At 49.8% G+C, this 14,701-nt stretch carries 11 protein-coding genes and 1 pseudogene; 2 read left to right on the plus strand and 10 right to left on the minus strand.

The features are described from left to right. Window positions 1-162: 162 nt before the first annotated feature. The 7 genes and pseudogenes from BUA17_RS31715 to BUA17_RS15895 all read right to left on the minus strand — a co-directional run bounded on the left by BUA17_RS31715 (window position 163) and on the right by BUA17_RS15895 (window position 9,700). Window positions 163-492 carry a tyrosine-type recombinase/integrase gene (locus BUA17_RS31715; protein ID WP_348537077.1) on the minus strand — a complete coding sequence of 110 codons (330 nt, stop codon included), beginning with the start codon at window positions 490-492 and terminating at the stop codon, window positions 163-165. Then, on the minus strand, window positions 482-1,030 hold the full coding sequence (locus BUA17_RS15870) for a tyrosine-type recombinase/integrase (protein WP_139295671.1): 549 nt from the start codon (window positions 1,028-1,030) through the stop codon (window positions 482-484). The genes BUA17_RS31715 and BUA17_RS15870 overlap by 11 nt, the downstream gene beginning before the upstream one ends. Before the next feature lie 405 nt (window positions 1,031-1,435). Continuing rightward, window positions 1,436-3,478 carry a B12-binding domain-containing radical SAM protein gene (locus tag BUA17_RS15875; RefSeq protein WP_072734228.1) on the minus strand — a complete coding sequence of 681 codons (2,043 nt, stop codon included), beginning with the start codon at window positions 3,476-3,478 and terminating at the stop codon, window positions 1,436-1,438. A gap of 72 nt (window positions 3,479-3,550) precedes the next feature. Further along, complete coding sequence (recQ, locus tag BUA17_RS15880) at window positions 3,551-5,431, minus strand: DNA helicase RecQ (protein WP_072734229.1); 1,881 nt, start codon at window positions 5,429-5,431, stop codon at window positions 3,551-3,553. Window positions 5,432-5,775: 344 nt separating this feature from the next. Beyond that, window positions 5,776-6,053, minus strand: a pseudogene (locus BUA17_RS15885) (Rpn family recombination-promoting nuclease/putative transposase); the annotation flags it as partial. Window positions 6,054-6,063: 10 nt separating this feature from the next. Then, a complete protein-coding gene (locus BUA17_RS15890; RefSeq protein ID WP_072734230.1) occupies window positions 6,064-7,872 on the minus strand; it encodes an ABC transporter ATP-binding protein in 1,809 nt (602 codons plus the stop codon). Further along, window positions 7,865-9,700 (minus strand): ABC transporter ATP-binding protein, encoded by a 1,836-nt coding sequence (locus tag BUA17_RS15895; protein WP_072734231.1) that lies wholly within the window; start codon window positions 9,698-9,700, stop codon window positions 7,865-7,867. The genes BUA17_RS15890 and BUA17_RS15895 overlap by 8 nt, the downstream gene beginning before the upstream one ends. A gap of 115 nt (window positions 9,701-9,815) precedes the next feature. Between BUA17_RS15895 and BUA17_RS15900 the strand changes: the two genes are divergently transcribed. Together BUA17_RS15900 and BUA17_RS15905 are read left to right on the plus strand one after the other, a co-directional pair. Next, window positions 9,816-10,709, plus strand: coding sequence for an AraC family transcriptional regulator (locus BUA17_RS15900; RefSeq protein WP_063568328.1), 894 nt, complete (start codon window positions 9,816-9,818; stop codon window positions 10,707-10,709). A 21-nt stretch (window positions 10,710-10,730) separates the two neighbouring features. Next, on the plus strand, window positions 10,731-11,252 hold the full coding sequence (locus BUA17_RS15905; RefSeq protein WP_072734232.1) for a DUF5412 family protein: 522 nt from the start codon (window positions 10,731-10,733) through the stop codon (window positions 11,250-11,252). A 79-nt stretch (window positions 11,253-11,331) separates the two neighbouring features. Here the strand turns inward: BUA17_RS15905 and BUA17_RS15910 are convergent, their stop codons facing one another. The 3 genes from BUA17_RS15910 to BUA17_RS15920 are packed head-to-tail and all read right to left on the minus strand — an operon-like array spanning window position 11,332 to window position 14,688. Continuing rightward, on the minus strand, window positions 11,332-12,468 hold the full coding sequence (locus BUA17_RS15910) for a glycosyltransferase family 2 protein (RefSeq protein ID WP_244552161.1): 1,137 nt from the start codon (window positions 12,466-12,468) through the stop codon (window positions 11,332-11,334). 59 nt (window positions 12,469-12,527) lie between these two features. Beyond that, window positions 12,528-13,274, minus strand: a complete 747-nt coding sequence (locus BUA17_RS15915) for a class I SAM-dependent methyltransferase (protein ID WP_072734233.1) — start codon at window positions 13,272-13,274, stop codon at window positions 12,528-12,530. Beyond that, on the minus strand, window positions 13,261-14,688 hold the full coding sequence (locus BUA17_RS15920) for a nucleotide sugar dehydrogenase (protein WP_244552171.1): 1,428 nt from the start codon (window positions 14,686-14,688) through the stop codon (window positions 13,261-13,263). Before BUA17_RS15920 ends, BUA17_RS15915 begins: the two co-directional genes overlap by 14 nt. Window positions 14,689-14,701 lie beyond the last annotated feature (13 nt).

The raw sequence follows: 14,701 nt of genomic DNA on the forward strand, positions 1-14,701 counted from the left end.
ATTTGCGAAGAAGAATTTGGTGAAAAAGGGAGATTTATTGAAGCACTCAATCTCCCGAATCCAAACGATCCAATGGGCTCTGAATACGCTGAATATTTTTCGTACTAACATGGGTATGTCGCTGTGTTGTTCGTGCACTCGTGTGACCAAGTAGTTCCTAATTTAGCGCAGGTCTGTTCCGTTTTCCAACAAATGAGTAGCAAAAGAGTGCCTCAAGACATGAATACTAACCATTTTTACAATGCCTGCGCGTTGTCTAGCTTCTTCAAAAACCTTCTGCACGCTAAGCTCGGTAAGATGCCGATCAGAAGATTGCCCTGGAAAGTGCCAACGAGTTGGTCTATATTCAGTGACGTATTTCTGCACCATATCCCACGCTAGACTCGATAGGATCGTTCTCCGATCCTTTTGCCCCTTTCCCTGTCTCACGATGAGTGTTTGCCTTTCAATATCAAGATCGCTGCAACGCAAACGCACAACTTCACTTACCACGAAGTCCAGAAGAATAGGTTAGAAACAATATGGCCTTATATTTAGGGTTGGTTACGGATTTGAGCAATTGAACGACTTCCTTTTCTACTTGCGGAAGCTTGGTCTGCTTCTTGGGACGAATAAACTGGATTTCCGTAGGGTGATGGAGTACATGTTTGTAATAGAAGCGGAGCGCGCTAATCATCTGATTCACGCTTGAATGGGAGATCCCTCGCTCAAGAAAACCTAAACAATACGTCTGAATTTTGGAAGTAGTCACATCGGTACCTTTGAGGGGAAAGCTACTCAGAAAACGTTCGACCTGATTACAATATGCATTAATCGTTTTGCGGCTGTATCCTCGTAACTTTAATGCCTTCTGTAACGGCTCTTTGCTCCATAGATGGTTTGCCTTACTAGCTTTCCATTGCTGTAAATTGTCATTTCCAACCCACAACTCTGGGGTAATCAGAACGTCATCAGGATCAAATTGATTCATGAATTCCGAAGAGCAGCTATGGTGTGTGGGATGATCCACACTTTTTGTTTGGCTTCCCACGTTCTGCCCTTAATCTCACGAATCCGCTCAATATATGCAGGGTTATATAGGATATGAATGCCTAGTAACTCAGCGGAACCTTTAATTATGGTAAGCAGTAGCATTTATTCATAGGAAACTCTCCTTCGTTTGGATAGGTTATATTTTTGACACAAATTCGAAAAAAAAGGAAGGCCCTTCTTCATCCCATAAGGAATCAGACGACCTTCCAATGCTTTCGTAACATATATGTTTTGATAAAAGGTGAAGCGGAGCGCGGCTTGTGCAGTGGCAAGCCGCGTAAGGTTGAGGTGCTGCGCCAATAGGGCAACACCTCACGGAATTGCACCGCGTCCACAACCGCGGTGCTCACTGTTGTAGCACCAGAACGGCAAAGCCATGGTGCTTCCCCCAATGCCGTTGCACCTACATGGCAGCGGCTTCTTCTCCCAGCGGCAGCGTGTAATACTGCGCCTGCTGCCCTTCATGCTGCTGGTACACCACGACCAGCAGCGTCCGGCCTTTCGCGGCAAGCGGGCTGGCGCCAGCAAGCACTCGCTCAAGCCGGAACGGAAGCACATCCAATACGGTGTGCTTCTGCAGTTCCTTTTCGCCGAGACCGAGGTCGGCGAAAGCACGGGCACCCATGACCGTCTGTGCGGTCATGGCTGAGGTCATCGGCAACGCACGCGAAGCGTTGCCGTCCCCCATGTCCGCCGCTCCATCTGCGGCGGACTCAACTGCGTCGCGCGCTGCAAGCGACGCCACATCCCCGCCATCGCTGCCGATCACACCCGCCGCATCCGCGGCAGAGTCTTCCCCGTCAGCAGCCGAACTTCCCGCAGCGGCAATCGCACTCGTGCCGCTGCTTTCCAGCCACGCCGTGCCTGTGGCACCGGCAATACGCGGCAGGCGAACGTCTTCCGGACGTTCAGCCAACGTTTTCATATAACCCGCCCACTGGTCTTTCTGGAGCGGATCTTCCCACCAGATTTTGCGTGGTTTGTACTTGTGGCCGAGGAAATAATCCAGCTTCATCAAGCCGAGCACAATATCCATATGCGGCGTGTTGCGCGACTCCAGGAAGCTGTGCAGACGAGTGAACAGATCCTCCAGCTGGTGACCGATCTTCTGCCAGCCCTGACCCTCCCAATAATCCCCGAACGCCTGGAAGAAATCAAATGGCGAATCGAACTCCTGCTCCATCAGATACTTCAGCGTATGGTCCATCCGATGTGCGTTCCAGTATTTCTCCAGCACATCCTCCAGCCGCTTCAGGCGCACGATGTCGCTGAACGGCAGCACGTCACTGCCCAGAATCTCATACGGCGCGTGATCCATATACGTATAGTTGTACTTCTCCGCATCCAGACGCAGACCCGTACCGCGCAGCATTTTGAGGAATCCAAGCTGAAGCTCTTCCGGCCCCAATGCAAACACATCGTTAAACGTCTTCCTGAACGTATTGTAATCTTCCTCCGGCAGTCCGGCGATAAGATCCAGATGCTGGTCGATTTTGCCGCTGGCTTTCACCTTGTTCACGGTACGACTCAGCTTCGAGAAGTTCTGGCGGCGTTTCACCAGTTCATTCGTTGGATCATTCGTGGACTGAACCCCAATCTCGAACCGGAATGTGCCTGGCGGCGCATTCTCTGCCAGATAGTCCAGTACCTCGGGACGCATAATATCAGCCGTAATTTCAAACTGAAATACCGTCCCCTGATGATTCTCGATCAGGAATTTGAACATTTCGAGCGCATAATCCCGCTTGATGTTAAATGTCCGGTCCACAAACTTGATTAGCTTCGCGCCCTTCTCGATCAGGTACAGAATGTCCGACTTTGTCCGCTCAATATCGTAATACCGCACGCCGACCTCAATACTGGACAGACAGAACTGACAACTGAACGGACAGCCACGGCTGGTTTCAAAATAAACAACACGTTTCCCGAGCTCCGGGATATCCTCTTCAAAACGGTGCGGTGACGGCAGATCATTCAGATCCGCTTTTGGCCGTCCCGGCATGAGAATGACTTCTTCCCCTTTGCGATACGCCAGTCCATATACGAAATGGAACTTCTTGCTTCCCTCCAGCTCCGTCAAGAGCTGATGCAGCGTCTCTTCCCCTTCACCCATCACGATGAAATCGACATTGGGGATGCGGTTCATCCAATATTCCGTGTCGTAGGACACTTCCGGCCCGCCGAGCAGAATTTTCACCTCTGGCATAACCTTTTTCAAAATATCAATGACCTTGATTGTCTCTTCAATGTTCCAGATATAACACGAGAACCCGATCATGTCAGCACCGCGCTGATACAGATCGGACACGATATTCATGACCGGGTCCTTAATCGTATACTCGGCCAGCTCAATATCAAAATCCTTCTCACTGTACGCCTTCAGACACCGCAAGGCCAAAGAGGTATGGATGTACTTTGCATTTAATGTAGAGAGAATAACTTTCATGGTTCACAACCTTTGTCTGGACCACCAGACTATATTTTTCATTTCAAAACGTAAGAATCTTCATCCAACATCTCACTCGTATTCATAAAAAGCATCATCATCCGTATCCACGTCTTCGCCCGTTTGCTTCTGGAAAAACTCCAGGAACGGCAGCCCGTACTTACGGTACTTGACCTCACCGACCCCTTTAATATCCAGCATGTCACGTTCTGTCCTTGGACATACCACACTCATCTCGCGCAAGGTCGCATCATTGAAAATAATGTACGACGGCACATGCTCTTTCGCCGCCAGATCACGACGGATCAGACGCAGCTGCTCAAATACCGTCTCGTTAACCGCAGATGGCATTGCATCTCGTCCACGACGTCCGCCATAGTTTGTACCCGAAGCCGTTGCCGCCGTCTTGCGAACCACCCGCTGCATCACTTCACGCTGACCTTTGAGCACTTCCACCGCCAGTGGCTGCAAACGAACAACCGGATACTGCCCCTCGGACAGCATCAGATAACCTTCGGACACCATGACGTTAATGATTTCCGCGATCTCACGCTCTGTACGATTACCCATCACGCCGTATGTTGGCAGGGAGTTGAAGCCGTAATCGAGTACTTTTTTGGCACGGGAGCCCTTGAGCACCGAAGCGACCAGCGATACACCATACCGTTCACGCATGCGGTGAATGCAGCTGAATATTTTCTGCGCATCAATCGTCATATCCACCAGCTCACGGTCGTCCGTACATGAACTGCAAATGCCGCACGGCTTGTCCTCATGCACCTCACCGAAATAATCCAGCTGTGCACTGCGCAGACAACGCGTCGTGTAACAGTAGTCCACCATCTGTTGCAGCTTCCGGTAATCGTTTTGTTTGCGGTCACCCTCCATCGGGTTCTGCTCGATCAGGAACTTCTGGGTGATAATGTCCTGTGCCCCGAATAACAAAATGCACTGGCTCGGCTCTCCGTCCCGTCCCGCACGACCGGCTTCCTGCACATATGCCTCCATGTTCTTCGGCATGCTGTTATGAATAACGTAACGCACATTGGATTTATCAATCCCCATCCCGAACGCATTCGTGGCCACCATCACCCGGATATCATCGTACAAAAAAGCTTCCTGGCTCTGGGACCGTTCATCGTCCGTCATCCCGGCATGGTAGCGTCCTGCGGGTAATCCCGCCTGCAGCAAACGCTGATGCAAATCGTCCACGTCCTTGCGGGTCGCGGCGTACACAATACCCGGCTCGCTGGCGTGCTCGCGCGCGTAATTCAGGACAAAGTCCTTTTTGCTCTCGCCGCGCAGCACGCTGAACGCCAGATTATCTCGCCCAAGTCCGGTCACATACGTCTGCGGGTCCTGCAAACGCAGGAGCCGCAGAATATCTCCCATGACTTCGGGCGTCGCTGTAGCCGTAAAGGCCGCAACCACCGGCCGCTCCGGCAAACTGTCCACAAACGGCGCTACCGCCAGGTAGCTTGTCCGAAAATCATGCCCCCACTGCGACACACAGTGGGCCTCATCCACAGCAACGCACGAGATCGGCAAATAGCCCATCTCCTCGCGGAACCAGTCTAGCTCCAGTCGCTCAGGCGCGACGTAGAGCAGCTTCAGCTCACCGCGCTGCGCTGCGCGGATACGATCATTCACTTCTTTGCCGCTGAGCGTACTATTAATATAGGCGGCTGCAATACCAGCCGTGGTCAGGGCATCAACCTGGTCCTTCATTAATGAGATCAGCGGAGAGACGACAAGCGTCAGACCCGAATACAACAAAGCGGGGATCTGATAACAGATCGATTTCCCGCCCCCGGTTGGCATAATACCCAGCGTATCTTCACGTTCAAGCAGGCTGGCTACGATCTTTTTCTGTCCCTCACGGAAGTCGGGGTAGCCATAATATTTTTGCAGGAGACCCTGCGCTTCTTCTAATGTAGGTGTTTGCACACTCATGTAAAGACTCCTTACTTATCACCGGTGTTCTTCCACCAGCTTGGTCCGATCCGATTCTGACATCCGAAAGCGGCATATACCGCATCCTTGACAACAAAATGGCGTTCTCATGACTTGTCCGTCAAGCAAACGCCGCTCCCTTTAGTTTAACGGCCCAGACCCGAATGAGCAACCGCGTTTTACTGTAAAACGATCTTTGGCAAATGTGTAACAGCGGTATATCCTGAGTGATCCGGAAAGAATGCAAGTAGAATCAGGTGTGAGTGAACATTTTAGGACAAATTAAAAAACAACCGCCTGCCCTTTTGGGGACAAGACAATTGTTTAGATTTAAAACACATTTGCTAATCTTTTAGCGCCTCAACTTCAGATTCAGTTAGACCACTCGTTTTGACAATGATAGAAACTTCAATGCCGAATGAAAGCATATTTTTAGCTATTTCAAAAGCCTTTCTTTTTTCACCTTCCACTAATCCCTTTTCCCTAGCCCATTCAATCATTGAGGCTTCATCGTGCAAATACTTTTGCCGCTCTTCATACAACGACGTGCTTCACGATCCAGACTCAGAAACTCTAGCGTATCCATCCCTTTCTTCAATGTAGGTTCATTCATTTACAGCACCCCACAATCCTCAAAAGTTCTCCCGCATATTCATACGATAGTACAATCCTCTCTTCTCCATCAACTGCTCATGTATTCCATCCTCGATAAGTCGACCTTCTTCCATCACAATGATGCGGGAACACTGACGAGCGACTTCCATACGATGAGTAACAATTAGTGCAGTTTTTCCTTCCATGAAACTTAGCAGATTACTCGTTACTTTTTGCTCCGTCTGGATATCCAGCGATGCCGTCGGTTCATCCAGAATATACAGATCTGATGACCGCATGAACATTCTAGCCAGCGCGAGCCGCTGCTGTTGCCCTCCGGACAAATTGGAGCCTTTCTCCTGTAAAGGAGCATAATATTGCCCCTCCTGCGTTTCAATAAATTCATGCAATACCGCTCGCTCTGCCGCAAGTCTTACCCCCGGTAAAGCAGCTTCTGCAGTTAGGCGAATATTCTCGTCGATTGTGCCTGAAAAAAAGTTCGGTACCTGCGGCATATACGTCAGAATGGATAGGTCATCCATTCCGATATATTGAGCAACCGGTTTATTATGAAGTAATACTCTCCCGCCTTTGGGTTCAATCAGCCCTGCACAGACTTGGCACAAGCTCGACTTGCCCGAACCACTGGTGCCAACCACAGCTACCATCTCCCCCTGCCTCACATTCAACGTAAACTCATCGAGGACGACACGACCACTGATTTCATTGATTACGCTAACCTGTTCAAGTCGAAGGATAGGTTCTGCAAGATCATCGGATTGTTGTATATTCCACTGTTCATTCAGCTTAATATCACCATTTGCTTCCCCCAACTTCAGCCATGTCGAGATTCGTCCAAATGCCCCTACACTCGCCTGCATTTGGCTCCACTGACTGGACAGCCCAAGTACAGGCCACACGACCAGCTCAAATAGCAGACTGCTGGCTACAACCGTACCTGGTGACAAACTGTCTCTAGCCGCTGACATAGCGATAAGGAACAAAGCAGCCAACTGGGCAAGACCGAATACGGCCATAGATACGTTATCTGACAGGCTCAAAGTCATTTGCAATTTCGCCTGACTCCGATTGAGTGATTCTTGTTGTGATCGAAAACGAGACAGAAACCAGTTGGATGCGTTATAGGCTTGAACCGATGGTATCCCCTCAACATACTGTTGAATTTGCTGCTGAGACTCCCCTTCTTTCCCTTCTACTTCATCAGACAGACGTACAATTCGCTGATCATATAGTCTGGCCGTCAACCAAATCGCTGCCGCACTCACCAATGCAACTACAGCGACCCATGGATCTGCTCGGTACAAATATCCAAGTGACAATACAATAATAAAGACAACCGTTACACCCTCCGCAATCGCCTCCACGACTTCTGCGCCATGTTTGGTGTCCTCTTTAATACGGAGCATGATATCTCCAGACTTTTGCCTTCGCACCCACACATACGGCATTCGGTTTAACAGCGTCAGCAGATTCATCGACATATCCCTGTATAGAGATTCTTTTAGCCACACAAGAACGTATCGATGCATCGCCAGTAAAACGATAAAACCTGTCAGGAGGCCTATGACGAGAATCGCTGTTTTGTTAAGTTGCTCCTGCCCTCCTTGATTAATGGAATCTACGAAGAATCCCTGGACAAAGGCAAGTCCCCAATCAAAGACGGCATCTGCTGCTATAAAAACAAGCAAGACAGCAACAGCAAGTCCATAAGGCTTCATGAAGCGAAAAATAACAGGCCATACATTCGCCAGAGTTGCCGATACCTTATGTTCATTGACTTGGACCTTTTCATCCACACGTTCCGTTTCCACATGTATGTTACTCATGGCGTTCCTCCACTTCCAGGACCTGCTCCTCAATATAGCTACGATACCCATTCGGGCGATCCAACAATTCATGATGTGATCCCGTATCCACAACGCGGCCTTCCCTCATATAGACCACCCGATCTGCCTTTTCGAGGAGAGGTACTCGGTGTGTAACTGCAATAATCGTCGTTTTTTTCTCCTCAGTAAGTTTGGTAAACATGGCATTTAATCGTTGTTCATTTATGGGGTCTTGTGAAGATGTGGGCTCATCCATCAACATGACATCTGGCTCCCTAAGAATTGCTCTTGCGATACTGATTCGCTGAAGTTCACCGCCAGACATCGAACTTCCTTGAGGCTCTAGAACCGTGCGGTATCCCAATGTTTGACGCATAATCGCATCATGCACCTGAGCAAGACATGCAGCGCCTACTATTTGTTCCGGCAAGAGCAACTCTTGACCAAAGGCGATGTTTTCTTCCACTGTACCTGTGAAAATAAAAACTTGCTGTGGTACGTAGACCTGACTATAGTCATTCATGCCTGAACTGTGTTCAGGTATAAATTGTACCGATCCACTCACAGGCATATGTACATCAGCTATACATTTTAGCAACGTGGATTTCCCACATCCGCTTGGTCCAGTGATGACAGTGAGCTTTCCCATCTCAGCCGTAAAGGTGGCATCGAATAGCATTGCTTTCTCCGCGTAGCTGAAGTACACATGCTGTATATGCAGACCTGCCATCGGGAGCTGTCCTTCGCGATCAGCAGCAGTTTTTTCTAAGTTCTCATATGTATCCCCGTTCATTGAACCAGACTCCGTATTCTTCAAGGACCGCTTCATCTCATTTGTCAGGGTTTTCTTTTTATCCAAATCCATCACTTCAAAAATTCTCGCCGCATGAGAAGCTGATCCGATAAAACCATTCCAGAGACTGGACATGGCCTCAATCGGACGAGTTAACTGACTGCTGGCAACCAGAAAAGCTGCCAATCCTCCCACATCCATATGTCCATTTAACACCTGAATCCCACCGAGATACAGAATCAAAATCATCCCGCCATAAGTTGACACTCGCCCAGCCGCTTCCGAAAGACGCTGCAAGACCGATACAGACATTGTTTGTCTGAATACCTGATTCATACGTTCCTCGTAACGTTCATATATGTAACCCTTCAGTCCGTAACTTCGGATCTCCACAGGAGCCTGAATCACTTCAGTTAGCAATGCATCCCTTGCCGCAGCATCTGAATTCAATTGATCATGTCGTCTTTGCAGGCGGCTGCCCAGACGCATTGTGACAACAGGATAGACCAAAGTGAATACAATGATCGCCAAAGACAACGGCAGATTCACCCAACTAAAGTATGCAAACGCGAGAATGAGTTGGATGATATTTTTTGCTAACTCAATACCATGCTGGTTCAACCCATTTTGCGCTTCTTTAGCAGATGTCCAGACTCTCGCAGTCAAATCACCTGTATGATAACGAGTGAGTTCACGTGAAGCAGTGCTTCCCAGCGAGGACAGCAGCAGCATCTGTAAAGACAAGAGCGTCTTTTGTTGAAAGAGCGTTTCTATCCACGTCATGATTGCGGTAACGATGACTCTTAACGCAACAATGGAAACACCAATAATGAGCCCCGAATAGATCAGGGAAAATTGAGATTCAGTGGCACCTTTGACCAATCTTCGTATGGATTCCATATAACCCACTTCTATCAATGAGATTGCAAAGGCGGCGAAGAGCAAAAGGACGATGAACATCCGATATCTGCCCGTTAATGTCCATAAACGAGTTATCATACCTCGTGTGGTATAAGTTCTTTTTTCAGCAAACATGGATGCTTTCTCCAATCTTGTCATTAAATTAAGTACTTGGTTATGATATCATCGGATATAAGGAAAAAATGAACATTTCTTGCTCTAACTACTTGAATTGATAAGGGAGATTCATATGCAACACGATCAGCTACATACCTTTGATAAGTTATTTAACTACATAGAGGATCATATCCATGAAAAATTAACGCTAGATCATCTAGCATCAACCGCTCACATATCCAAATTCCATCTCCATCGGATGTTCAAACATATGAGCGGGCAACTGCCCGGAGAATATATTCGCTCACGCAAACTGGCCCGCAGTCTGGATCAGTTGGTCGATCAAAACTGGAAGATCATCGATATTAGCGGTCATTATTCTTTCGAGCATGAACAGTCCTACATACGCGCATTCAAACAGGCATTTGGTATCACGCCTCTGCAATACCGCAAACAAGGAACTGGCGATCTCCAGCTTACCGCACGCTTGACTTCGTCTATGATTACGACGCTTCCGTATGGTTATATTTTCAAACCTACGTATGTACGGAAACCAGCCATGATGCTGGTTGGTGAACGTTCACAGATACGGTATATCGATAACGAGGAACATTATGAATCCAACGCAAAAGGCAATAGCTTTTTTGAAAATCATTTCCACACCATACCCGATACGATGCATCCTAATGTATATATTGGGTTCACCAACGAGATTAATGATGACTACAGTACCTATCTGCCTTCCGTGCAAGTGACATGCCTCGACAATGCACCCGCAGAGTTGGATCAGATCGAAGTTCCGGCCAACCAGTATGCCGTATTCAAATACGTCTGTGATTTCCATCCCAGTCTAATCAACATTGATCATCTGGACAGTGTCTGGACGTTTATAGACGAGTACTGGCAGAGCCATTCAGGATATTCGAAGAGTGACTCGTATTATTTTGAAAGGATCGACGGCAGCCTCGCGCAGGATCATTACGGGGAGATGGAAATTTATATTCCTGCGAAGCAAACTTCGCTTTAAAAAAAGGGGGGATCAAAGCATATGGACCAGAATCCTCAAGCTACCAATTCATCGATGACAAAGCCACGCAAACTATGGATACGCCGACACCCGATATTCACTGCACTTTCAATATTGATTTTTGTGCTGTTTGCCGCCGTATTCCTGTATTTCTGGCTTCGCCCTTACTTCTCCACGTTTGATCGATCCGAACAAGGAGATCTGAGCTACTCCATGCCTTCAAGAAACGGAGAATATACCGCCGAGATTTACGGTGTGCCCTATGGTGGTGCGGCAGGTGGAGTCACAATCTGGGTGGATGTGAAAAAAACGAATGATCCGAATGATTCTATCGTAAAAAACATATATCGCGCCGAGTACCACGGACATAACCATCTGGAATGGGAAGATGAACACACGCTCCGAATCGAAAATTGGAATGAGTATGTAGATGAAACCATTACGCTAAACATCGATGACGAAATCTACGACGGCTGGAGCTGGGCATGCCAAAGCCTGCGCATGAAGGACCAGTACGTTCGCTGCCTAGCACCTGAAAAATAAAAACACAAATAAGCAGCCCCGCTCGCGACTCTCACGGCAAGCGGGGCTGCTCTTATTCCACCTCTAGAACAGATCAACACTACTCTTTCTCTTTCTCTTTCTCTTTCTCTTTCTCTTCCAAGCCGCTGTTCACCTTACTCAACACCGCTTCAAGCTTCAGCCGATTGGCGAGCAGGCCGGGGTCATTCGGCAGATACTCTCTTGCTTTGCTGTTATGCAGAAGCGCCTGCTCCCAGTTTCCCATGTGAGCGTAACAAAGGGAGAGCCTGGCGTGTGGCAGCCAAGTGCGGCATGCCGCAGGCACAGGGCGCAAACCCGGATCGCGACTGCTGACATCGAGCGCTTGCATATACCAGTAGATGGCGGACACAATCTCCTGCCTCTCATGGAAGCAGGCAGCGATGGCACAGCAGAAGTCAGCATGCGGCAGATCGAATTGAAATGATTGCAGCAGCGCACCCAGCTTCCGACCCGGCTCGCCAAGCCGCTCATAACATTCCGCCAGCCGCGCGCAGGCGATGAGCCGATCCTCGCGATAGCCGCTCGGCTCCAGCAGCAGCTTCGCATACGCCCGAACCGCCGCCGCATAACGCCGGCGGTCATAACATTCGCCTGCATAATAGAACAGCAGGCGTCCCTGGGCTGCGCCCTCTTCGGCGATCCATTTGCGCAGAATGCGCACGTTTCGCGCCGAATGATGGCCCGCTTCGCGGCGGTGCGTGACGGCAATGTCTGCCGTAATGACACCGCTCTGCGGGAAGCCTAACTGCTCGTGCAGCCGGCCATGCCAACGGCAGCCCGCTTCTCGCTTGACGAGGCGCAACCGTCGGTCCGTCACGAGTGGACTTCCCTCCGGCCCCTCGGCCAGCGTGTAGCCCAAGATCACAGCCGCCGTCTCACCGCCTGACGGCAGCTGCTGCTTCAACCTTTCAAGCTTCGCCCGTTCCGCGGGCAGCAGCACATCATCCGCATCCAGCCACAGGATATATTCCTGTGTGGCCTGGTCGAAAGAATAATTCCGCGCTGCAGCAAAATCGTCCTTCCACTCATACGTGTAGACCCGGTCGGTGTATTGCGCGGCTATCTCTTTCGTACGGTCAGATGAACCGGTATCTACAATAACGATCTCGTCCACGATGCCGGCGACCGAGTCGAGACAGCGAGCAAGCGTGCGTTGTTCGTTCTTCACAATCATACAGAGACTGATGGTGATCACGGTTTAAGCCCCTTCCTCGTCTTACGCGTATTGCGTTTTTTTCTTCTTGGCCTCATATACTACCCTTCCCCGGTCTCCTGACGACGCAGACGTCTAACCTGCTCCACCGCATTGTCCAACGCCTTTTTGCGTTGATTCATCAGACGAAGGTGATTCTGTTCCACGGTGGCAAAATGTACATGATCCAGCTTCATCCACTCCGTCAGTTGGCTTGTGGTAGGCGAGACATGCAGCTGCGTTTCCCGCCGCCTGCGTGCCACGCAACATAGATATTTATGATGAATTTCCAGCTTCAATACTTCAAAATAAGGCATCAGGCACATCGCCAGGTTCCCGGCGTAGAATGTCTGCTTGTGATCGTAGAACGGATGATACCCGTAAGGAACCGTGACGACCAGCGTCCCTTTTTCATGCAAAAGGCGATGAATATTCATTAACAACGTTTCGGGATGGGCAAAATGCTCCAGCACTTCACCCAGCAGCACCGTATCGAATGGTGTTCTGCCTTTCCACTGGGTAATATCCAGCATACGAAAATCCACTTTATCCTGTACCGGCTTCGATTCCTTCGCCAGCTCTTGCTTGGCATACCGAATGCTCTCTTCTTCCAGATCAATCCCGGTTACCCGAAAGCCTTCCCGTGCCAGCAAAATGGAGGTGATGCCCTGGCTGCATCCAATATCCAGAATTCGTTTACCTGTCGCTTCCCGGCACATCCAGTGAATGCGGGTACGTGTGGCTTCATGCGATTCCTCCGAATTGATCTCGCCATAATAACGCTCACTTACCCGATCATGATTCGCCATGGCTGCCTCCTGACGTTTCCCTCAAGCTTTCAGGGCTCACATCCGGCCGAGTCGGCTGTCCAAGCACCACTATATTTCCACCGACACATCCGGCTGTGGCATTACGTGTATCGAAGATCAGCTTGGCATGATCCGCCATCTCCTGATAATCGAAGCCCGTATGATCCGTCGTAATCATGACCAGATCAGCCCCGGCCCACAATGCTGGTGATGCTGGTTGAGCATGAGCAACCGTGCCATCATCCTTGCGGAACACAGGCACCATAGGATCGGTGAAGACCACGTCTGCCCCTGCTTCACGAAGCAGTCTATAGACATCCAGCGCTGGCGATTCACGCAAGTCGTCGATATCTTTTTTGTACGCCATACCCGCCAGCACAATTCGGGCTCCCTGCATCGATGAACCGTTCTGTTCGAGCAGCTCGGCGGCACGCTTGACGACTCTTTCCGGCATTTGCCGATTGGTCGCATCTGCAAGCGAAATGAATTGCAGTTCCGATCCCTGACGGCCAGCGGCCCAGGACAGATAGATCGGGTCAATTGGAATACAGTGTCCACCAATACCCGGACCCGGATAGAACGGCATATAACCGAACGGCTTGGTCGCCGCAGCGTCCAGCACCTCCCAGATGTTCACGCCCATTTGCTCACAGGCAGGTGTCAGTTCGTTCACGAGCGCGATGTTCACGCTGCGAAACGTATTTTCGAACAACTTTGCCGTCTCCGCCACTGTCGTTGAACTAACGGGAACGATTTCGTTCAGGAACGAACCGTAGAATGCTTTTCCATAAGACAGACAGGACGGCGTGGAGCCGCCAATAATCTTCGGTGTATTTTTCACCCCGTAATGCACACTTCCGGGATCTACCCGCTCTGGAGAATAACAGACATGGAACTGCTGTCCTACTTTCCACCCTTTCGCAGCTTCGATCGGATGCTTCACACGCTCCTCGGTGGTGCCAGGATATGTGGTACTTTCCAATATGACAAGGCTGCCCTCCTGAAGATAAGGCGTTATGCCATCCACCGCTGCAGCGATAAATGAAATGTCCGGCTGATGCTCGGCGGTCAAAGGCGTAGGCACACAGATAACAATCACATTGGCCTTTGCCACTGCTGCGAAATCCGTGCCTGCCATGAACAACCCGGACTGAGCAAGGGATTGCACCACCTTATCCTCAATGCCGATCACATACGATTTCCCGGCACGCAGCTTAGCCACCTTTGCTCCATCGATGTCAATTCCTTGCACCTGATACCCAGCCTGCGCCATCTCCACCGCCATGGGTAACCCAACATACCCGAGACCAATGACGGCAGCTTTCAGGGAGCGGTTGTTTATATTTTGAAGCGTGGTACGTTCCTGTGTTTCCTTATTTCCTTCGTGCTTGCTGCTCTCTACCATTCCTTCCACCTCCAAACGGTCC

Origin of the sequence: Paenibacillus sp. ov031 (assembly GCF_900143165.1) — a bacterium.
In the GTDB taxonomy this organism is placed as follows: domain Bacteria; phylum Bacillota; class Bacilli; order Paenibacillales; family Paenibacillaceae; genus Paenibacillus; species Paenibacillus marchantiae.

Coding starts and splice junctions, on each gene's coding strand:
- BUA17_RS15875 (WP_072734228.1), bottom strand. CDS start 3,478: ATGAAAGTTATTCTCTCTACATTAAATGCAAAGTACATCCATACCTCT.
- recQ (WP_072734229.1), bottom strand. CDS start 5,431: ATGAGTGTGCAAACACCTACATTAGAAGAAGCGCAGGGTCTCCTGCAA.
- BUA17_RS15890 (WP_072734230.1), bottom strand. CDS start 7,872: ATGAGTAACATACATGTGGAAACGGAACGTGTGGATGAAAAGGTCCAA.
- BUA17_RS15895 (WP_072734231.1), bottom strand. CDS start 9,700: ATGTTTGCTGAAAAAAGAACTTATACCACACGAGGTATGATAACTCGT.
- BUA17_RS15900 (WP_063568328.1), top strand. CDS start 9,816: ATGCAACACGATCAGCTACATACCTTTGATAAGTTATTTAACTACATA.
- BUA17_RS15905 (WP_072734232.1), top strand. CDS start 10,731: ATGGACCAGAATCCTCAAGCTACCAATTCATCGATGACAAAGCCACGC.
- BUA17_RS15915 (WP_072734233.1), bottom strand. CDS start 13,274: ATGGCGAATCATGATCGGGTAAGTGAGCGTTATTATGGCGAGATCAAT.